The organism is Caballeronia sp. INML3B, from assembly GCF_023631305.1.
Taxonomy (GTDB): Bacteria; Pseudomonadota; Gammaproteobacteria; order Burkholderiales; family Burkholderiaceae; genus Caballeronia; species Caballeronia turbans.
This window is the reverse complement of sequence record NZ_JALQDI010000001.1, coordinates 204,393-224,552: the sequence shown is the minus strand read 5'-3', so window position 1 is coordinate 224,552 and position 20,160 is coordinate 204,393. Positions and strand designations below refer to the sequence as shown.

15 protein-coding genes and 1 tRNA gene are annotated in these 20,160 nt (G+C 59.8%); 3 read left to right on the top strand and 13 right to left on the bottom strand.

Going from position 1 to position 20,160, the window contains the following annotated elements; translation table 11 throughout:
- Positions 1-7: 7 nt before the first annotated feature.
- The 5 genes from NCS58_RS01010 to NCS58_RS00990 form a co-directional block, all read right to left on the bottom strand.
- Positions 8-1,450: an FAD-dependent oxidoreductase gene (locus NCS58_RS01010; RefSeq protein WP_250537651.1), complete on the bottom strand. Its 1,443-nt coding sequence runs from the start codon at positions 1,448-1,450 to the stop codon at positions 8-10.
- Complete coding sequence (locus tag NCS58_RS01005) at positions 1,447-1,908, bottom strand: hypothetical protein (RefSeq protein WP_250537650.1); 462 nt, start codon at positions 1,906-1,908, stop codon at positions 1,447-1,449. Before NCS58_RS01005 ends, NCS58_RS01010 begins: the two co-directional genes overlap by 4 nt.
- A 128-nt stretch (positions 1,909-2,036) precedes the next feature.
- The gene (locus NCS58_RS34310) at positions 2,037-4,664 is read right to left on the bottom strand and encodes a helicase-related protein (protein ID WP_250537649.1); all 2,628 of its coding nucleotides are present in this window, start codon (positions 4,662-4,664) and stop codon (positions 2,037-2,039) included.
- Entirely contained in the window at positions 4,661-6,670 is a 2,010-nt protein-coding gene (locus tag NCS58_RS00995; RefSeq protein WP_250537647.1) for a hypothetical protein, read from the bottom strand. Before NCS58_RS00995 ends, NCS58_RS34310 begins: the two co-directional genes overlap by 4 nt.
- Positions 6,667-8,019, bottom strand: coding sequence for a hypothetical protein (locus NCS58_RS00990; protein ID WP_250537645.1), 1,353 nt, complete (start codon positions 8,017-8,019; stop codon positions 6,667-6,669). Before NCS58_RS00990 ends, NCS58_RS00995 begins: the two co-directional genes overlap by 4 nt.
- Before the next feature lie 342 nt (positions 8,020-8,361).
- Between NCS58_RS00990 and NCS58_RS00985 the strand changes: the two genes are divergently transcribed.
- Positions 8,362-8,437, top strand: a tRNA-Ala gene (locus NCS58_RS00985).
- 206 nt (positions 8,438-8,643) lie between these two features.
- On the opposite strand, the gene NCS58_RS00980 is transcribed toward NCS58_RS00985, so the two are convergent.
- A complete protein-coding gene (locus NCS58_RS00980; RefSeq protein WP_250537643.1) occupies positions 8,644-9,759 on the bottom strand; it encodes a site-specific integrase in 1,116 nt (371 codons plus the stop codon).
- Positions 9,760-10,553: 794 nt separating this feature from the next.
- Between NCS58_RS00980 and NCS58_RS00975 the strand changes: the two genes are divergently transcribed.
- The gene (locus NCS58_RS00975) at positions 10,554-10,763 is read left to right on the top strand and encodes an AlpA family transcriptional regulator (RefSeq protein WP_250537755.1); all 210 of its coding nucleotides are present in this window, start codon (positions 10,554-10,556) and stop codon (positions 10,761-10,763) included.
- On the opposite strand, the gene NCS58_RS34305 is transcribed toward NCS58_RS00975, so the two are convergent.
- Positions 10,683-10,877, bottom strand: a complete 195-nt coding sequence (locus NCS58_RS34305; RefSeq protein ID WP_250537762.1) for a hypothetical protein — start codon at positions 10,875-10,877, stop codon at positions 10,683-10,685. The genes NCS58_RS00975 and NCS58_RS34305 overlap by 81 nt on opposite strands.
- On the opposite strand from NCS58_RS34305, the gene NCS58_RS00965 reads away from it, so the two are divergent.
- Positions 10,876-12,054, top strand: coding sequence for a hypothetical protein (locus NCS58_RS00965; protein WP_250537642.1), 1,179 nt, complete (start codon positions 10,876-10,878; stop codon positions 12,052-12,054). The genes NCS58_RS34305 and NCS58_RS00965 overlap by 2 nt on opposite strands.
- A 57-nt stretch (positions 12,055-12,111) precedes the next feature.
- On the opposite strand, the gene NCS58_RS00960 is transcribed toward NCS58_RS00965, so the two are convergent.
- The 6 genes from NCS58_RS00960 to NCS58_RS00935 form a co-directional block, all read right to left on the bottom strand.
- Positions 12,112-12,612 carry a phospholipase D-like domain-containing protein gene (locus tag NCS58_RS00960; RefSeq protein WP_250537641.1) on the bottom strand — a complete coding sequence of 167 codons (501 nt, stop codon included), beginning with the start codon at positions 12,610-12,612 and terminating at the stop codon, positions 12,112-12,114.
- 66 nt (positions 12,613-12,678) lie between these two features.
- Positions 12,679-13,422, bottom strand: coding sequence for a type IV toxin-antitoxin system AbiEi family antitoxin domain-containing protein (locus tag NCS58_RS00955; RefSeq protein WP_284502089.1), 744 nt, complete (start codon positions 13,420-13,422; stop codon positions 12,679-12,681).
- 305 nt (positions 13,423-13,727) lie between these two features.
- The gene (locus NCS58_RS00950; RefSeq protein WP_250537638.1) at positions 13,728-14,783 is read right to left on the bottom strand and encodes a hypothetical protein; all 1,056 of its coding nucleotides are present in this window, start codon (positions 14,781-14,783) and stop codon (positions 13,728-13,730) included.
- Between the two features lie 997 nt (positions 14,784-15,780).
- Positions 15,781-17,286 (bottom strand): TniQ family protein, encoded by a 1,506-nt coding sequence (locus NCS58_RS00945; RefSeq protein ID WP_250537636.1) that lies wholly within the window; start codon positions 17,284-17,286, stop codon positions 15,781-15,783.
- A 1-nt stretch (position 17,287) separates the two neighbouring features.
- On the bottom strand, positions 17,288-18,226 hold the full coding sequence (locus tag NCS58_RS00940) for a TniB family NTP-binding protein (protein ID WP_250537634.1): 939 nt from the start codon (positions 18,224-18,226) through the stop codon (positions 17,288-17,290).
- Positions 18,227-18,238: 12 nt separating this feature from the next.
- Positions 18,239-20,155 carry a Mu transposase C-terminal domain-containing protein gene (locus tag NCS58_RS00935; RefSeq protein WP_250537633.1) on the bottom strand — a complete coding sequence of 639 codons (1,917 nt, stop codon included), beginning with the start codon at positions 20,153-20,155 and terminating at the stop codon, positions 18,239-18,241.
- Positions 20,156-20,160 lie beyond the last annotated feature (5 nt).

The window sequence follows — 20,160 nt, the reverse complement described above, 5'->3', positions numbered from 1 at the left end:
TGCTCCGTTAATCCGGAACCATGAGTGGCAGCGGAATAGCCGCCATACTCGTACGGTCGGCGCGGGTTTTTGGGTTCAACTTGACCATCTTCGACTGCGGTACGGTGTCGGAGTCGGCACCATAGCGGACTGCGATCCAGCGGAAGAAATAATGCTTCGGGTCGTCCTCGAGGGAAATGAAGAACCCGCGTTTCCCATCACGAACGGTCGGCCTGGCGTCTGTGATGCTCGCTTCCCGATGTACGCGGTAGGTAAGTACGCGCCTGTATGCCCCGAGCTTCTGGCATTGTTCGATCAGGTGTACCACAAACCGGTTCAGCAGGTATGCCTTGCCAAAACACCGCTCCCGCATGACATGATGGACTTCACCTCGACCCTCGCGTAGTTGTCGCCGTACGGCCTCCCGCACAACGGCCTCCCCGGCGAGCGCCGCTGCAACCGATTGGCACCGCGTATCGATATCCTCGAAGCTTCCCGTTCCAGACCAGGTGGTCACAAGCCGACTCTGCCGTTCGAGCGCTTCGAGACTGGGCGCCCAACGATCAATCGCTTCTGCAACCGCCGTATCCAGCCTCAAATCGCGGATCAGCTGAAGCGGATGGTCATGCTTCGTCAGAAGACGCAGGACGTCCTGCAGCGCGCCATCGCCACCACCAAAGACGCAGGAGTTGGCGTGGCGAGTTTTGTCCAACTTCAGCTCGTCATTGTCCCAGAAGGACTTCCCCCTGATGCGCGGAAAGCCAGGAAGTGCGACACGCTCCTCTCCCATCCCCGCCGCGAGCACAATGTAGTCCGGGCGGAATGACGTTCCCCCATGTGCGGGCTTCCCTTGGTGATCAAGGCACCCTTTGGGAAGCACATACTCGGGACCTGGCGGCACACCCGCGACCGTCTCCGTACCATGGTATGCGACGAACGCACGCACGTAAGCTTCCACTTCCGCAGGCACGACACCAAAATAGAAGCGTGCCGTCCCCGGCAAAAACCGATGCGCGACCAACCAGTCGTCCAAATTTTCCGCGAATTTGGCTGCCGGAATCGGATGCGCAGCCGTCCATTTCGGCGTCGCATCGGACGGCTGACCTAGGGCACCCGGCGGCGGATAGTCTTGGCAGTCGTGCCCAAGCTCCGGCCATTCATACATGAACGGCCCGACAAATCGGCTCGTCACGCCAGCCTGCAGGCTGAACGGCTTGTTCTGGCTGTCAACGAGCACGACATCCATATCGAGTTCGCACGCCATCGTGGCTGCGGAAACCCCGCCGACTCCGCCGCCAACGATCAGGACGCGATTGCATGTCGGATCGTTTTCCCTCAAGTCGCGTATCAGCAATTGAGCGCGCACGATCTGATCGCGCATGCTGGCATGGACTACGCCCGTCGAGAGGTCGAACGTCCTTGCGGCGCACTTGTGCGCCAGCAGCGCAAGTCCATTGGTTCGCTTCGTCACGAGCGGCCTCCGATACGAGCGAGCAGGCGATCGAAATCGTCGGGCATGGACGAGAATAACAAAGGATGCGACAGCACTTCGCGATATCCGGCGCCCTCGCCGTCCCCACCACCACTGTCGGTGCCTCCCGGTGGCACATCTGGCGGCCGGTTGCCCGGCGGCAGCAGTTGTGGCTCGTCGTCCGACGCAGCATCGAGAAGTGAAGGGCGCGCGAGGTCGGATCTCGGCTCGAGCGGGTGTATCAACTTGTAGCGGCCAGCGCCATCTCCTCTCACCGTCGCAGTGGATTCAAGCGTTCGCAGCACGGCGCCAACGAGCGGCTCCCAACGTTTCGGAAGCGGCGTCCATTCTTCGGAGTGCCGGGAATGGGCGTCCCTGATCTGGTGGATCGTGAACTCAGTCGATCCGTTGGCGTGAAGCTGTCGGATTATTTCAACGATCTGCTGCTCCCTGGACATGTCTAGTCTCGAAGAATATTCGGTTTTCTTGTTATCTCACGCGGCGGCGCTCGCGCAATTCGCGGCACCGCAGTCGGGCTTGCTCAGGTTCGACGCCGCGGTCGGCTTCAACGATGAAGGTCCCATTCTTACGCGCTGTGTTGAATGAATGGTCCAAATAGTCCCGCCGGCCGGAAGTTCGGCGCGGCCTCGTTGATCTCATCGACGACCGACTGCGGAATACCTGCTTCCTGCGCCATGCGAGGTGAGATCACTACACCGTGCAGTTGTGCACGCAGATCGTCCCAGCGCGTTCGTAGCACGTACCAGTTCCACTCGTCGTAGGTGCCCGTGAAGATCACCGGCCGCACGATGATGCGCGGCGTGTCTTCTGCGCTGGTCGCCTCGGCGACGGCCTTATCGAGCGACTTCTGCCACAGACTCCCGATGCGGTCGACACGCCCGATTTGCTGCTCAACCACGCCTGGATTCCATTCGTGATGCAGCAGCACGACCGTCTTGCAAGCCTTGTGTAGATTGAGCCCCTCGCGCCCGACCATCGATTGAGCGACCAGCACCCTTGGAAAACTGTGATCGCGGTTGAACGCTAGTTGCAGCAAACGGCGCGTGCGCTGCGCGGTGTCGCCGTTCATCAGGCGCGCGAAGCCGCCCTGGGGCGCCCTGAGTTCGCTCGAGATGCGCTGCCACAGTGGCATCGCGTCCTGTTCGTCAGCGTCTGTGTCGTCAATATGCTCGCCGCGGTCCACCGACGCATCCACGAACTCGATGAACGCGCCCGCGATCGCCGCCGGCTCCACGGGCGCGTCCGCCGCGTTCAGTAACTCTTGCAACGTGCGCGCGACCTGCGCGAGCGGCGAGGCTTCGTCGCTCTCTTCAGCAGCGGTCACGGAGCGCTGGAAAGCATCGAAGAGACGCAGGGCGAGCGCGTGCTTTGGTACAGCGCCGAGACCTTCGCCCAATTGTTTGATGAGCCGCGTGCGGAACGAACGCCGCTGATTTTCGATTTGCCGGTATTGATTGGCGAGGCGGATCTTGAACGTCTCATAGGCAAGATCGTCGGTACGTCTGAGTTGCCGGTGAGCCGCTTGCACCGCGGTCCATTCGCTATCCGACAGCGTGGCCTGCGGCCACGGACGGCCCGCGTCAAGGCTCTTAAGCATCGAGCGTGCATTCAGCAATTCGGTCAGCGCGCGCAGCGGCGCGGTGAAACGCCCGAACACGAGCACTTTCTCGCCGCGGTCGCACACCTGCTCGATCTCCTTGACGGCCTCCAGAATCGCCGGGTGATCGAAAAGCGGATGTGAGTCATCATCGCGGAACGCCGCGCCAAGCACGCCTTTCCACCAAGCGGCGCGTTGCTTGCGCTTGTAGGTAACCACATCGGGCGGATCGGCGCCGTCGTCAATCGGTGGCGGTGTCGCCTCATCTACGGTCTCATCCTGCTCGGTCTGCCGAAGCCAACCCGCGATGCCGTGCCCGTTCGCTAAGGTCAGATACAACCGGTTGGCGCCCGCGTCCTCGGCGCGCCGCGTGGTGAGCGACAGTGATTCCGCTGCGCATACCGCGCGACGCCACGGCAGCGAAAGCTTAGCCGTCTCCACAAAAATTTCTTGGATCGCGCGATAGGCATGATGCGGCTCACCCGTGTACCGTTCGAAGTCGCTTACATGTCGATCCTCGCGTTTGTCACGCCTGAGCAGATACGGCGCGAGCGCGTCCTGGAACGCTCGCGCAGCATGTTTGTACACATCACGCGTGGGCCGATCCATTGGCGTTTCACGCACGCGCTCGACCGCGCGCGCGTATTCATCGATGCGCGCGTCGATCTCGGAAGACGCCACTTCTAGGCGCGCGAGCGTAGATTTCCAGTCCTGCACGCTCAATTCGACGGGCGTCGCGCTCAGAGCGAGGCAGCGCGCGTTTGTATTGCGCTGAATGACGCGCCCGAACAGCGATGACAGCACCGACTGTTCGCCGCGACTCTTGTGCGCTTCGTCGAGAATGATCAGGTCGAAGACGCCGAGGCCGAGTCCGATCGAGCCTTCGAGCGCGCCGCGCATCGGCCCGTCGCTGCGATAGGCGTCGGCGTGGCAGGAGCGCCGCCAATCGGTGATGGTGCCGAACAACGCATCAGCAAGGCGGCGCGGCACGGCGCGCGGCGGCGCGTACATGGCCTGTGCGATGTACTTCGCCACGCTCGCCTGCCGTGCGCGCTGCGCGCGCTTTTCGCCGTCGGCGGAGTAGCCATAAGGGAGGCGCTTGTTCGTGTGCAGATGCCATTGCGCGTACAACTCGGGCATGAGCGCCCAACGCCACGTGTCGCTGCTGCCGCCGAAGCGCCAGTTGGCGAACGCGTGGGAGATCACGATCGCGTCGTGGTCAAACCACGGGCGTTCCGGTCGGTCGCTGGCCGGGAACCACGCGTCCATATACTGCCGCAGGCTGCGCAACAAGGGAACGTCGGCGATGCCGGCCTCATCGAGTTCTGCCTTCCACTGATACGGTAACGCGGGCGGCACCAGAATCGCGACCCGACCGCCCGCACGAATCACCGCGCTCGCCAAGGCCGCCGCGATGCGGGTCTTGCCCATGCCTACCTCATCGGCAACCAGCAGCCCATTCTGCGCGACCTGTTCGGCGATACGCGCGAGGCTCGCGCATTGCCCATCGTCAAGCCAGGACGAGCTACGGCTCTCGCGCGCGATGTCCCCAAGCCCGACCGCTACCGCCGCCCAGCCCTTGAATTGCTGCTTCACGATGCCTCCCCGATTGGTTCTGCACGCGCCATCTGCCATCTTTCGCCGATGCGATCGAGTAACGCTTCGTACGTTTGGCCATGCGGCGTCGCACCGCATTCGGCATATGTCGGCCGAAACGATTCAACGCGCAACGCCGCGAGCGGATTGAGTTGCATCTCGCGGAACGCGCGCACGCCGTCGCTGTCGGAGAGCAGCGCGAGCGTCTGTTCGAGGCGGCAGCACCACGCGCTCCAGTCCGTTTCAGCGACGGCCGTCTGCCGTTCGGCCAGTCGCTCGATGAAGTTCATCATTTCGCGTACTGCATAGCGCGCGTGTAAATGCTCGCCACTCGGCGGCGCCGGGTTCGGCGAGCCGTCGATGTCGGTGTCGCCACCATCAACGTCATCGCCGGGCGGCTGGGGGAAACTGGCGAGGTGCCACCACGCGTCCTCCAATTCGAGCGCAGGCAGCGCCGCAGCCGCGACACGGCCGAACTCGTCGACCACCGGTATGTCCGCGATCCCAACGCGATCGCCCGCCTGCCAGCGCACAGTGACGACGCGCGGTCGCGGCCCGTGCCAGAGGAATATGTTCGCGCCGCTCTTGCGCGCGCAGGCTTCGCCCGACACGCCTATAACCTCGAACGATCCTCGAGCGTCGTCGCTGACGGCGAGTTCGCCGCTGTCGTCGCTTGTCGGATGCCACGCGAGCCAGGCCACCGGGGCTGCAAGATAAGCGTCCTCGCGCTCGGGCATGTCGCCGCCCACGGTCAGCGCGTCGGGTTCAAGGGTGTCCCGCCTATGCACCGGCAGCACGTTCTCCACAAAATGATGTGGCTCAAATTCCCGCTCGCGCGACCAGATCAAATCGGACGTGGAGAACACGACGCCCGCTTCGAGATTGCCGCCTTGCCGCGCGGCGCGCTGAAAGCCCGGCCCGGTCAGATTGCCTGAGCCGAGATAGACCCACGCGCTCAGGCAATAGGGCGAATCGTTGCGTGCTCTGTAGCCGAGCAAGAATTTCGCGTGCAGCGCGCGGGCCCGTCCGTCGCCGAAAATCGTAGCCGGCTGCGCTGCCGCACGGATCGTCATGTTGGCCTTGTTCATTGCTTTGGCGCTTTGTGCGACGGCTTGGCACGCGAGCGGATTGACGAACACGTCCACCGCCGGATTCGTGGACAGCAGTTTCTTGGTCTTCAGTCGGGCGACGATCGCGGAGAGCGTCGTGGGCACGGCGTTCGACTGCGCGGCGCTTTCGTAAAAGCCCGAGCCCATTGCTAGGCGATTGCTTGCCACGTCGATGCCCGCCTGTGCGATCCGTTCGGGCAACTGGTCAAGCAGCGACTCATCCTCGCTATGAACAAACCGCGCGACGCCGCTCGGCGCGTGTTTGACGCACTGCGCGATCCACGCCGATAAGTCGTCGATGGCGAGTCCCGTGTCGCGCTCTCGTACGGGCGCAGCGGCGTCCAGCAGACGCGTGTCGAACAGCAGGGAAAGACGTTCGAGCATGCCGCGCGCCGCTTGGATGTCCGCGCAACGATGCAGCGTTTCCGCGTCGGGCGAATGGGCTTCGCGCAAGTCGTGCGAATATACGTCGACGCACCACGCGAGATCCAGGCTTTCTTCGACGGTCTGCCGCGTCCAGTTGCCCGTCGAAACGATGAGCCGCACCATCCACTCGCCCCCGCGGTCACGATGACGAAAGCCAAGCAGCGCGACCTTCGCATGCAGCAATGCAAATCTCTTTTCTATGTCGGCACGGATCGGCAGATGCGCAACGCCAGGCGCTTCCAACATCGAAATGGCGGGATTGCCGGGATCGAGCATCACGCCAAGCGCGATGCCGCCCGCATGCGCGCGCTGCGCCGCGGTCTGACGCGTGAAGAGTTCGGCGGCGAGATCGAGAAAATCGGCGTCCGCGGAATAGCCGCACAGCCAGCCGAAGCGGCCTACCCAAGCCTCTTCCGGACCCGCGAACCATTGTGCAAGCGACGGTGGGTGAAGTTTCTCGTCGCCTCTCATACGGCTTCCTCCAACTCGCTTTCGCTCATGGGCGTGACGGCATTCTCCCTATTCAACCAGCGCTCAAGATCACCGTGCAGGTCGGCGTTGAGCAGGAACAGGTTCCGAACTCGGAACGAAAGGCCGGCCGGCCAATCGATCGACGTGTCCGGCGCAGCGGATTCGCCGTCGCCTTCATTGCGCGCCGGTCCGGCTTCGCGCTGCTCCCGGCCCTGATAAGCCGAGCCGGGCACAACGTCGTCGCCACGTAACCGGAGCACCCGACCATCGCGTTTAACGAGTTCGCGTAAGAGGCGTTTGTCGTCAGGCAAGAGGCAGTCGTCGCAAAAATGGTTCGCCTCGGATTCGGTGCGCTTTTCGTCATGGAAGCGTTGCGCGGCGCCGCGCAGCGCGTCCAGCTTGGGGCGGATTCCGCCGGGAAGAACATCGCGTAGCGACAGGGCCTTGCCGTTGCCGCTCTTCTCGTTCTTGCCGATTTGCGCTTCAAGCGCGTCGAGCACGTCAATCGCGGCATCGCGGGCAAGCGTGAAGAACGCGCCGGCGCGCAGGTCATTCCAATGCGCGTCGCTCTCGATCTCGTACGGCCGATCGTCCCAGCCGATCAATACCGAAGGTCTGAGGCGAATCGCCTCGACCCAATCGAGCGCTTCGCAACGGCGCTTCTGTATGTTGGCGGACTCGTTGCGGCCGCGACTCCTGAGGCGCTCGGTCAGCAATGCGCGCGCGCGTTCAGGTAACGGCAGGGTCGGCATGAGGGCAATGCCCAGCGTGTCAAGAGAGCCGATCGAGCTCCCGTCCCCGGTCCAGCCGATCAGGTGATCGGCCACTGTGCGGTTCTTCGGACGCGCGTGAGCGCACGCCGCCTCGATGAAGGCCTGTCCCGCCTCTGAGCACGCGAAGGTGTTGAAACGCGTGCCGTTGGCATCGACGAGACCGAGCGCGGGCAGCGCCTCAACGGTCGACATGCGCATCGGCTGCGTCACATAGAATTTTTGCTCGCGAAGGCGGCGGAACGTCAGCTTTTCCTTAGTCACGCCGCGCATCTTATTCACACCGCGCAGGCGCGGCACCGCCTGCCAGCGGCTCCTTTCGAATCCGAGCCAGCACGCGAGCGCCTCGATCGCATTTGCCGTCTCGATGTTGTTGACCTGACGCTGATACTCGCGTGCGCCCTGCGCGACCATCACGCCGAGAGTGGCGAGCATTACCTGCTTGCCGAACCACACTCCGCCCAAACCCGGCACGGCCAGCTCATTGAAATGCCGCACGGATGCGGAAACACCAAGCGTTCTCACACGCCTTTCGGCCGCCAGTTCGCCCGGGCCGAGTAGCCCCCAACTCAAGGTCATGAATGATTTCCCCGATGTTCTTTTCTTTTCGATGTTCCCCGCCGTCGCGGCCTCTCAGGTTTGCCGCATTCGAACCGGTGCCCGCGAAGCGACGGCAAAGTAGCGCGTCGCGGCACGACCTCCCGACGCGAGCGCACCCGAATCACACACGAAATTGGGGCGTCCGCGCGGTATAGCACGCTCACATGCGCCAATCGAGACGGTGCACACGAGGCAGTCCGAGCGTTTTATCGGCTTGCCGGTGTGAATCTGAAGCCTTGTGAGAAGATTTACCTCGCGCGAATCAGAGTGCCCCCGCTGTGCGCAAGTCAAAAACGGCTTGTGCTAGAATCGTTTGGCAGTGGGGCGGTAGCTCAGCTGGGAGAGCGTCGCGTTCGCAATGCGAAGGTCGGGAGTTCGATCCTCCTCCGCTCCACCAAGAAATTGTCTTTAAAAACAGCGCACTACGTTTCGAATGTGGTGCGCTGTTTTGCATTTGAAGTGGCACGCGGCGGCTACCACGCCCGCCGCTTCAGTCCTACGCGCTACGAGACCGTGTTGCCCGCCATGCGGGACGCTGCAATCGTCGGCGTCCCGGGCCTGTCACACCAGTGGATGCGCCAATCAAGACGAAAACCCGAGACGTTACGAAAGCCTCTTCGCGAGGGCCTCGACGCTTGAGTGGTAGTAGCGCATCAGCATGCGTGGGTCCTTATGGCCCGTAATGGTCGTCAACTCATGCAGCGAGAATTGTGACGCCAGCCGTGAGACCGCCTCATGGCGCAGGTCCTGAAAACGAAGATCAACAAGAAACCTTGTGTCTGGCGTCCCTTTTGCCTCCCGGCACTCGTCTTCGTAGCGTTTCCGTGCTCTTGCTACTGCCCGTTCGAATGCCCTAGTTACGGCATCGCTCCGGATGTCAAAAATGGAGCCGGTCCGGTCCGCTCCAGCGTCGGACTTCGCAGCGCTACCGCTATCTTTCAGCGATCGGAGGACGGCAACTGCCCGAGAAGAAAGCGGTACGTCGCGGGCCGTCCCGCCTTTTGTCTCTGGTAGATGCAATACCCTGTGCTGCAGGTCCACATACTCCCATCGTAATGACACGATTTCGCCGCGACGCATGGCGGTTTCGACCGCCAGCCAGACAATGGACGGCAACAGTGCGGATTCGCTGGCTGTCACAACCCGCTCGAGTTCACTATCGCACGTGCCCCTATCGGCTTCGAGGACCTCTTCAGTCGCCTTGTGAGCCGAGTCTGCAACCAGGCGGCGCTTACGGGCGCTGGCCGGCTCCGGCTTGCGCAACAGTTCCACTGGGTTATGGAGACTTTCGATCCCCCATTCCTTACGTGCCACACTGAACACGTGCGACAAGACGGCCATTCGCCGCAGCACAGTCGCCGCCTTGTAGTCTCCCAGCCATTCGTCTCTCAGCTTTGCTATCTCAACGCTACGAATCGACGCCATCGGTCGCCTAGCCAGCGGTAGCCCCATCCAGACTTTGAGGATGGACGCCTCTTGGACCCAGCCTTTCTTTTCTCGGGATATTTCAGTCTCATACCGTCGCAAGGCCTCGAGGAGGGTGGCAGCCTTCGCCCGACCGCGGCTCACCCACACGCCCCAAGCCATTTCCGATTCGACCATTCCGGCCCAAGCTTCTGCTTCCGCCTTCGTATCAAACGTTTTGCTTTGCGCCGGGTGGCCGCGTCGCCGCACTTGGACGCGCCACTGAGAAGGTCCTCGTTGCGTAATTGTCGCCATCGCGTTGAAGGGAAGGGTTGTCGCGTGCTGCGGGTCTCAATATTTTGCAGTAAAGGCAATAAAGCCCGCTACGCACGTTTTCATTTTCGTTCTCGCAATGCGAAGTCGAGAGCTGATGATCTCAGGTACGCCAGTCACCCTCGATGAATGCGACTGGGGCCGATATTCTTACTCGCGAAGACCGTGTCATGACCTAGCTTGCCTGCAAAGAGGGAGACAAACTGTTTTGCCTGACGAAGACCTAGCTGGTTTGCCACGGGGTACGCCCTTCGACCCGGCGGTACCATGATGGTCGCCGTGCCTCATCCAGCGTTTCCGTTCGTATCTTCCCGACGCTACTCCAGTGTGCCACTCAATAAATGCTCGATGCACCCCCAGATTGGCGCATCTACACTTCTTTCATTCACGGAAAACCGAAGGAGGTCGGCATGCGTCAAGAGAACCAACTATCCGGGCGAGCAGGGCGTGAAGCTGCGCACCTTCGGGGTGCGCGACGAAAAATCAACTCACGTGCTGCCGACGCAGGGATTTTGGCACGTCTGTCCCCATCGGCACTAGCAAATTGGCCAGCCGTAGCCACACAGTTGTCCGATGCAGGTGTGCTGGATTCCGTTGGTGGCGAATCTCTGGTTTGCTATTGCGAAGCATACGCGCGATGGCGTGTAGCTGGGGATCAACTGGCAACGATGCTGATTGAGCTTGGTTTGACAGCCAGTCGCCGGACACATGCGCCAGCGGATCTCCCGCAAACCGCGCCACGACCCGCTGCGACTACAGAAATCAGGCCGGAACCGATTCGACGTGCGTCTAACGCGATCATACGTCGAGCTGAGGTCGAAAGTGAAACGGGCTTGTCACGATCAACCATCTATCAGCGTATCAGGGCCGGAACCTTCCCACCGCCTGTGCGCCTCGGCGCCCGTTCAGTGGGATGGCGTGTCGCTGATATTGACGCGTTTTTGGTCTCGCCTGCCGACTATGTGGCGAACGCCGGAGGCTTCTAAGGTCAAGAACGATTTCCATAGACGCGGCACGCAGTTGACGATGTCGGAGCCGGCTCCGGTCTGCATCTTTTTGTGGTGCATCGTTGTTTTGACCATGGATCGAGGGGTGGGCATGGGTTACTCGTTCACGCGCCAGCAACTTTACGAGTTGGTGTGGACTGGACCAATCTCGACGCTCGCCAAATCGTTGAAGGTATCCGACGTCGGATTGGCAAAGGCCTGTCGGCGCGGCGACATCCCGTTGCCACCGCGAGGCTATTGGGCGAAACTGCACGCCGGCCGACGCGTGACACGTCCGCCACTGCCGCCTCGCGGACCCGGCGCGTCAAGTCGCGTCAGTATTGGAGCCGGGGCGCCTCATGCGTATCGGGCCGACAGTGTCGATGGGTGCGCGAAGCTGGAAGATACGCCCCCTGAGCCACCGACTTATGACGAAACACTCGACGAGGTCGAGGTGCGCATCCGACAGGCGCTCCCGTCGAAATTCCGTTACATGCGCGCGCTCGACAATCCTCATCCGCTCATTGCTCGCCTCCTGCGCGAAGACGACGCACGGCGAGAAGCCACGATGAGATCGGGTTATAGCTGGGATAAGCCACGCTTCGAAAGCCACTTTGAGCAGCGGCGACTCACCATCTTGAGCAACCTGTTCACGTTGCTCGCGGCGGTCGACGTGTACGCTACCGTCCGCGGACGGGAAGCGCGCGAGCTCCTCTTGCAAGTAGGCTGTCAGCATGTGGAATTGAAGGTTGACGCACTGGAGGCGCTGAGACCTCGCAAAGGCCGAGTTGCAGGAAGACGCGGCGAGCCGATGGCGGTCGAAGTGCGCGTTGCCCGCTGGAAACATGGCGAGGCAGAAGAGCGATTGTTCTGGAGCGACGGTGACGCCGGGAGGCTCGAAAATCAACTACGTGACATTGCTGTGGCTCTGGTGCTGACTGGAGAACGACAGTATCGGAAGGCTCGCCAATTTGCCTATGAATGGGACAAGCACGATTTTGAAGAGCGCCGCGAAAAAGCCCGTCAGGCACGCGAAGCTGCCGAAGCACTTGAGCGCGAAGAGCGTGCGCAAGCCGAACGCGACCGGGTCGGACGGCTGCTCGCACAAGTTAATGCTTACCAGCAGGCGCAACAGATCCGCGAGTACGTTGGGAAGGTTGTGGCTTTCCCCCTTGCGATCCAAGGGCGCGCCTTCGACGGAGACCGCGAAGCCTGGGCTCGCTGGGCATTAGCGGTCGCCGAACAGCTCGACCCGTTGACTCCGTCGGCAAATAGCAGGGCAAACGACTGAATAAGTTGCGGCGTAAGGTAGGATTGAACGCTTCCTGGTCAATGGAAATATTGCGCATCAGCGAGGTGTAGCAAGCCGGTCAGCAGCAGATATGTTGGCTTTCGAGCGCTCCGACAAGTGATCGAGATAAGTCTGCAGTTCCTTCTGGATCGGCTCACCGATCAGACCAGTGATCTTTACAGACAGTTCTTCATTCGTTGTCATCGCGCCGTGCGTTATGTTGGCTGATCCGACAAACGCAGTGAAGCGATCGCACGTTTCAAAGTAGTAAAGTTTTGAATGCATGTAGCAAGTGTCGACGACAACAAAGCGAAGGTTCATTGCCTTAAGGGTCTTGCGAGCTTTGGCATCCTTCGAAGTCTTGTCGTTGACGTAGACGGCAATTTCAGCCCCGTTCGAAATCGCGGTTTGAAGCTGTGGAAGCACACACCGGAGACCACCCATTTTCAGCCAGCCCGAGCATATGACGATCCTGTTGGCGGACAGAATTGATTGCGTGATCGCCTCCATATGTCGTGGTTCGGCGTCGGTGTTGTATACGAGATCGATGTCGGCCATATTTTTGTGTTTCTAACGAGCGATTTTTAAACCCTTCAAAGCGACACCGGGTTGGAGTTGCCTTCACTAACTATCGCTGGAGATCGATCTTCTCATGGCGATGAGATGTCGCGCCAATTCTGGCAATTCGGACGCCCACGCATAGCCAGTTCCTTGGCTCAGGCGACGCACCAGATCAATCGTTTTGATCTGCCTGCAATGTGACAGCAGAAGCTTGAGCACGTCGAGTCTCATGTTTCGGAGCCCCCCTGTCAGGTTCGCAGCATGTTCATAGGTGAGACCTTTGCCGATTTCACTGACGAGTTCCAACAGTGCTCTTTCCGGCGTCGAAACGAGAACGCTCGGGTCGCCATTGGGTATAGGTTTGAGTTGGAACATGTAATCCATATCAGCATCGAATAACCGCGTCGTCTGGTACGAATAGAGCATCGTATCGGAGACCCATCCCGGGATCACGTACCGCCTCGTTCCCCAGAGAACCACTCTCTCCCGGTAAGCGATGTAGTGCCGCACGCCATACCATGCCAGCGCGGTCTGGCCACCGACATGAAGTCCGTGAATGCGGCGACCGAGGAACGATATAACACCGTCCCGAGTCGCAGCGTCGCCCGTCATGAGATACGCGCCCTTTGATAACCGGACCATCCATCCGTCGTCGACAAGCTGGTTCGCAGTTTTGATGCTTAACCCAAAGGTCCGCAAAGCCGCTGCGTCCATCGGTCGCCCTTTAGGTGTCGCCCTTAGAAGGTGCTGCACGACATCCGCTACCGAAGCGGTTCCTACCAGGCATAGTCTGCTGCCGCTCTTCATAGGGTAGTTGATATCGGTGCGGTGTCTCCTTTGCTTAGGTTGCATGTTAGTCTTTCCCGGTTGGCCCAAGGTCTACGCCTCGGTCCGCTTCGATGTCGGCTGATCGCGCGTCTCTACCCTTCCACGCCCAGAGTTCGATCTGCTGTTCGACTGTCCTGTACTCGTTTGCCGCAGCCTCTTTCGCTGCCGCGAGTAGCTCTCGCGACAAATGAACTGGGCGGTCGGCGACCGGGCGACTGGCCAGCCAGACGCCGCCACCGATGAAAACGGCACCCAGCAAGGCGATCGTTATCGTCAGTGTCATTTCAGTCCTCGCCTCGTAGTTCGCTTGCTGCCGGATGGTCCACTTTCATCAGTTTCCCGCGGCCCCGGCGTGCCGGTTCACAATCCGGGGGAACACACATGACGAAATATTGGCGGCCGTTGTCGATCGACGGACCGGAAATCAGGTCGATACCGTTTGCCCGCGCCCACCGAACCGCCTCACGTGTGCCGACCCCGGCGCGCGACGCCGCCTGCACTAGCGGTTCAACCTCCTCTGTGAAACGCAAGATTTCTGACTGTTGGATTACTTTCGCCGACCTGCGGCCCAGTCGAGCGACGACCGTCCGAACAAGCCCTACCTTGACCAGGTGATACATGACTTCCTGCTTCAGACGAAGCGCCTTGGCCGCCTCGGGTATGGATAACGCCTCGCCTTCCTCGGCTTCGACGTTCCCCATGAAAGCTTGCAGGGCTGACGAATTTAGATGTAGCGTTTTGAAATGAACAACGTCACCGTTCATCCTCGTGAAGACTGGCAGGCGACCCTCGCACACTGCGTCGAAAAACTCCGTTGTTCGAGAAACAGGCACCCGATATCTGAGAGCTTCCGCGACAGATATTAAGTCGATTTCGGCACCGTCAGGACAAGGTATTGCATGTTTCCCGGTCCCCTTCAGTAACAGGTCGATGGAACTGCGACGAACACGACCATGGTCCAACGCCAGAAGGCCGGCTTCCGCTAGGGAGCGCAAACGGTTCGTGGAAAGGCCGTATTGTCTGACGGTGGCCTTGAAAGACAAGGAATCGTCTCGCAGCCCCTTCAGACCGATCAACTGCGATTCCCCAACGATAACTTTGGTGCGACCGGACCGCGTGGTCCGCACCCGTGGAGTGATGCCAGCGCGAGACAACATCGCGATCATGCGCCGGGAGCGAGCCTTTGTCTTCGCCATTCGTTTAGACGGTGAGGGCGTCTTGCGATCGAACTTCCGTTCCCAGATGACAGGCGTGTCACTGTCGATTGTCTGATGAGCATAAGAGGCAACGAGGTCAAATATCCACTGACGTTCGACGGGAGAAAGTTGCTTCCTTGCCATGACCAATAGCTGCGGAAAGGCCTGAGACAATAACTGTAGATTTCCGTCGGCGTGTGTCGGAGCACGAATTGCGGCAAGAAGTCGGTGTCCCGCTGCGACACCCTCCATCAATAGCGAAGCGCCAGCAGTCATAACCCGCCGTTCGACTTCGACAGAGGATGAAGAGGCTTTCTTGAGTGGCTTCCCGCGAAGACCGTACGTTTCCAACGCCCCAACGAAGCCAGCAAGGCGCCATCGCTGATTCGCATCTAGCGGACTCAGCCATGCATCTGGACCGGCTTCTCCCGCGGCCAATTGAACGACTTGCGCCGATAGGTACTGCGTTTCAGCTTCTGACAAGAGCGCACCGCACGCGCACGTCAGAAAGCGCAAGCGCTTCCAGGTCGTAGCGCGGCCACAGCGAGCGCATGTGTCCGTCAACCAGCACCCATGTTCCCAACATGCCCCCGCTCCCGAGTCCCAGCTTTCCTTCCAGTAGGCGTCGGCACCTGAAAGACAGAGCTGACACCGTCGAGCCTTGCCTGAACTATTGCGCCTGGATCTCGCGACGTCACGTGACTGCAGCCACGCTGGTCTCACGAGCCCGTTGGCGTGGGCCACGCGAAGCCGGTAGCCGTGGTACGCCTCGTCTGGATTCACTCGAGGGCGAACAAGCAGCCCTCCCTCGAACAGGTCGCTGCCAGCGCGACGCCAGGCGTCATCGACGTTTGATTTCGGCATGATTTATCCCCATTGCTCGTCGCTTCGATCTTGTCCGCCGCATATCGGCCAACGTCCGCGGTAGCGTGAGCGGTAAGTGCGCTTCGTTTTGTTCTGCTGGAAGTCGCAGCCTTTGACGCCGATGGCGAGGTGAGCGGAGCGTGTATCGATTCGAAAGCGTTCCATCGCATTAGCATACGAAGAGAAGCTCGCCTGCCCAGACTGCGGTCCAATAGGCAACACTGGCAGAGTCTGAGCAGGCTTGAGTGATTGAGGCAAGGAAGAGCCAACTCAATTGTCATCCCGGCAACTCCAGCGTGAGCTGACGATCCACAATAGGCGCCCGCAGCGCCCGCGCCTTATACGCAGCGCTGGCACGACGAACGCCCTCCAAAGTCTCGGCATCAAGGAAGAACGCCGAAAGTCCCGGCTCGCCGAGCTTCTTATACAGCCGTCGTCGGCCACTCACGAGGTCAACGAACGCATCTTTGAATGCTCCATCCGAGCACCCGCGACGATTCGCCCAAAGGTGGGACAACGGAAATAGATGAGCGCTTTCATCGGAGATAGCGCACGACACATCCTCGAGCTTCGCGAGAAACGCTTGCGCGTCGCACCGATGGAACCAAGCCCTGCAGGCGATGTTCTGCGGTCGGAGAATGCCCATACGCAGGAGGAACCAATAGCCGACACGATCAATAGCAAAGTGCGCAAGGATTTCGTCGATTGACATCAAGGAGCTGAACCATCGGCGACATGCGAGCACCTCGTCGTAGCGGATGAATTTGTACCGCTTGCGGCCATGTTCGATGCACTGAACGTTTGAGAACGCGCCCTTTCTCACCAGCTCGTACAGCATACCCGGCGGACAGCCAATCGTTGCCTCCGCCGCTTCGAGGCTCAAATGCCCCGCAGGATGCGTGGGCTTGGGCAACGCGCCGAACCCGCGGATCCGATGGCTTTCCGGATGGGCCGCCATGAGCCTGTCATGCAACGTCTGGAGCGGCAGTGAAGAAAGACACGTTCGTCTCCGCGATTCTTCCTTTATCTGATATGCAAGGAACCTCAGTGCCGCCCGTCGATGTGCTGGCAAGCGAAGTCCGTCAAGCATGGCGACAACGGCCTCCTTCGTCGGAGTCGCACTCAAGCCGAACTTCTTCGACCAACTGGCTCGATGGGCCAAGCGAGCAATGTCCTTCGGCGGATAATCTATGCCTCTGATCGATGTTGCGAGAGCATCGAGCAACCGCTCAACGAGCAGCGTCCACCCGAGGTGTTCAGCTGCTCTTTCTTCGTCACCTGCCACCACAGCCTTCTCGAAGGGACGCCAAAGCTCCATCACATGGTCGAGTTCGTCGTAAATCGGGCATACGGCTCCCTCCCATAGTTGCTCGACTGTCGCATCGCAGATGACGTATCGTCCCGGACGCGCGTAATTGCCCGTGAACGCTGGTTCGACAAGATCGTCTTTAAGCCGGATGTGATGAACTGTGCATACCTCCATGTATGGCATGCGCCAGCGAGCGCGGATGTATTTCGCTTCCGCCATACAGGCGGGGCAATAGCGGACCTTCGCGGCGCGTCCGGCGACTGCCCAACCAGGCGAAGGCAAGTGCCCGTACTGAGGAATACCCTCCGTCGTGGGCGGTGGATCGGGGAAAAGTAATCTGCGAAGTACATCGAGATCGTTCCGCCATGGACGCTTGACGCCCATGGCGCGGGCGACACGGCCCAAGTATGATTCCGTCCATTCGTCCGGTCGACGCCGTGGACGCACCGGCAGCGATGCGTTATGAGATTGCATGCTAACGCTCCACCGGCGCGAACGGTTCGCCGACAATGGTGAGCGGAACCGCCTTAAATGCGGCTTCGAACGGATTCCGGTCTGGCGGTGCATCCGCATAAATAGCGCTGCGGAAAGCTTGTGAGAGTATGCTCATCGTGAGCCGTGGGCTCGGCAGCGCGTATGCCAGCTCCACCGATCTGACAAGAAGCGAGCGAATCTCCCGCAGACGCCCGTCCGTTGCGAAGGCGAATGCACGCGTGAGTTCGCGGCTCGAGAGGTCGATCGAATCAAGGTTGCAGAACAACCGTTGAAAGCTTTTAAGGACACCTCTGAAGCGCTTCTCTGTCTCCTGGTCAGCTACAGAAAAGCGGTCGATTGAGATCACCTCGCGGAATCGACCGCGCAACTGGTCGTTCGTCTCGAGCAGACGAATCGTGCGAGGAATGCCAGCTAACACAAAGGAGATCCCCGCCGCATCTGCGACGGTTTTAAGCCAGTCCGCAGCGTTATGACGCGTCTTTTCGCCTCCTCGGTCCACCAGATGGTTCGCCTCATCGATGATAACGAGGCGAACCTTGCACGCACGTAGCAGGGATAGGAGCTGCACCTTGCGCTCCACAGCGTCCCCTTTGCTCCAGAACGGCGATTCCATGGCCTTCAGCAAAATTCCGGCGAGCGTCTTCGGCGTCGGTGCTTCGTCCAGCCTGACTAAAAGAATGGGGATTTCGGTGTAATCCTCGTGAATGATCCTCGGATGGGACTTCTCGTATCGATTTAACAAGGTTGATTTACCTACGCCCGACTCACCGATGATGAAAAGGTGCGCGGGCTCCTCATGCTCGCACTCGTACGAGTACAGTCGATCCAAGGCAGCGACGGTTGATTCGACGTGCGGGAAATTCACGAAGCATCGACGGATGGCCGCCACAATGACCGAAACATCGTTGTTTCCTTTCATTTCGTCTCCTGGTTAAAGGACATCGATATTGAAGTCTTGAACGTCATCGTTTTCATTCCCGACCGCAACGCTTCGCGGCACCGAAACGTCGCGTTGTTTCATTGGCTTATTGATGTTTCGAGACGCAGTGTCTGCTGTCCGTGCTCCACGCTTGCGCTTCTTGAGTTCCTTCGAGGCCATGGCTTCTTTTGCCTTCTGCCGGATTACCTCCTTCGCGTTCGCGCGCGTCCTGCGATACTCATCCTCGATGGCTTTCTTTGCCAATTTCGCCTGCTCAACTGTGAGACCCACGTAATCGTCCTCTTTGTTGTCGGCGCGTATGTATGTATTGGCGATGGGGTCCCATACATGGATGTGACCGGCGTCGTGAAGCGGGTACTTGACGGTTACTCGCGATTTCGGTGGTAGCAGACGCCGAAGACCTAGCAACTCAGCCGAAACATAGGTGAAGGTGTTCAGGTCAATGCCATAGTGTTGCAAAGCCGACTCCGCCAGTGCGCCCAGTTCTACCTCTACCTCGTCTGCATCAAGTTTCAGTTGTGGGGGGAAGGCTTGCGCACTCTCGTTCCAGACTTGAATTGGGCTGCGCCGGTTGAGCCCGCGATGAGGTCGAATGTGGTAGTAGCTGGCGATCCATATGTGAATGATCTCGTTCACCTGGCCGAAGGTCAGACAGGCATCCTCTTCCGCTTTAAAGCCAACACGCTGGTGGATTTTTGCAAGAGTTGTCCCGGGCAGTTTATGGAAGAGGGAGTAGTTGAGCGTCTTCAGGAAGCGCTCGACGTGAGGTTTGTCATTCGGATCTCTGGACGCCGCGAATTCGAGAACGATGCCCAGGCTAATCATCGCGTCTTTGAACGCGTCAGCGTGAAACTCTGAGCCGTTATCCGCGAGGATGCGCTCGAACCACCCGAAGCAATCCCAGCTTAGTTGCAAGTCGGGAAAAAGTTCCGTGAGGTATGTCTTCGGCATCAGCGCATGACGTACAGCCTCGAAGACGGTGTGTGTGCCATAACCAGCCAGGCTAAGCGAGAAGCCCAGCACGCAACGCGAGAACCTGTCGAGCACAACGGTGATAACTGGCCGTCCAATTGTGACGCCGTTTTCATCGGCCACCATGCAGTCGATGGGCGTATGGTCAATCTCAACCAGTTCGAGGATACGACTGACTTTGCGCGCGTACTTCTGATCGGCAAATCGTCGTTGGGCTTCCCGCTCACCATATTTCGCGACCGCACGGTCGTAGGCGCTGATCTGGCTGATGCGTCTTTGAATCGTCCGAAAGGAGGGGACCCGCAGCCACTCGGATTCAACGCGCGTTGTATTCGCGTGCTGGATGGCGAGGAAGACGGCATCGTACAGGTCCTCCGCATTACAGCTCTTGCTGGCGAGATAGACCGACTCGATCTTCTCCTCAATAAGTGCCTCGACCGTGTCCAACAGCCGCGATTTTCCGCGTCCGCCACGACGGTCGACGTTTGCAATGAGTGATCGGATGTCTGCTTGCGCAATGATGTATCGCCGGCGCCAACGATAGACCGTCGTGATGTGCGGCGGACGGGGATCGTTCAACTCGATTGAGACGCTCTGTATTAGCCTGCGCAACTCCTTGTGATTCGCGCCAAACGCCTTCAGTCGTTCCAGGCGAACGAGATATTCGACTCGGCGACGTGTATCAATCTTGCCTGGATTGCACGCAGCGTCTCGCGAGACGTCTATGCTCGCCCTGATTGACGGCGCCCGAAATGTTCTCCCGATGCCTACGCGGAGATACCCGCGCATGTACTCTTCGCTTAGCTCGTCGGTGGAGCTGTTGACGTATTCACCGGTAGCGGTGTTTTCGAGTTGGACGTTGCCTTCGGTGGACCTGATGATCCGGAAGCTCGCATCGCCACGAAAAACGATCTGGTCTTTCGGAAAAGTGCTCATCGATT

Excerpts from the sequence above, each read along its gene's own strand:
- NCS58_RS01005 (WP_250537650.1), bottom strand. The coding sequence starts at position 1,908 with ATGTCCAGGGAGCAGCAGATCGTTGAAATAATCCGACAGCTTCACGCC.
- NCS58_RS00965 (WP_250537642.1), top strand. The coding sequence starts at position 10,876 with ATGGGTTACTCGTTCACGCGCCAGCAACTTTACGAGTTGGTGTGGACT.
- NCS58_RS00995 (WP_250537647.1), bottom strand. The coding sequence starts at position 6,670 with ATGAGAGGCGACGAGAAACTTCACCCACCGTCGCTTGCACAATGGTTC.
- NCS58_RS00945 (WP_250537636.1), bottom strand. The coding sequence starts at position 17,286 with ATGCAATCTCATAACGCATCGCTGCCGGTGCGTCCACGGCGTCGACCG.
- NCS58_RS00980 (WP_250537643.1), bottom strand. The coding sequence starts at position 9,759 with ATGGCGACAATTACGCAACGAGGACCTTCTCAGTGGCGCGTCCAAGTG.
- NCS58_RS00960 (WP_250537641.1), bottom strand. The coding sequence starts at position 12,612 with ATGGCCGACATCGATCTCGTATACAACACCGACGCCGAACCACGACAT.
- NCS58_RS00990 (WP_250537645.1), bottom strand. The coding sequence starts at position 8,019 with ATGACCTTGAGTTGGGGGCTACTCGGCCCGGGCGAACTGGCGGCCGAA.
- NCS58_RS00940 (WP_250537634.1), bottom strand. The coding sequence starts at position 18,226 with ATGAAAGGAAACAACGATGTTTCGGTCATTGTGGCGGCCATCCGTCGA.
- NCS58_RS00950 (WP_250537638.1), bottom strand. The coding sequence starts at position 14,783 with ATGGCAAGGAAGCAACTTTCTCCCGTCGAACGTCAGTGGATATTTGAC.
- NCS58_RS34305 (WP_250537762.1), bottom strand. The coding sequence starts at position 10,877 with ATGCCCACCCCTCGATCCATGGTCAAAACAACGATGCACCACAAAAAG.
- NCS58_RS00955 (WP_284502089.1), bottom strand. The coding sequence starts at position 13,422 with ATGAAGAGCGGCAGCAGACTATGCCTGGTAGGAACCGCTTCGGTAGCG.
- NCS58_RS00935 (WP_250537633.1), bottom strand. The coding sequence starts at position 20,155 with ATGAGCACTTTTCCGAAAGACCAGATCGTTTTTCGTGGCGATGCGAGC.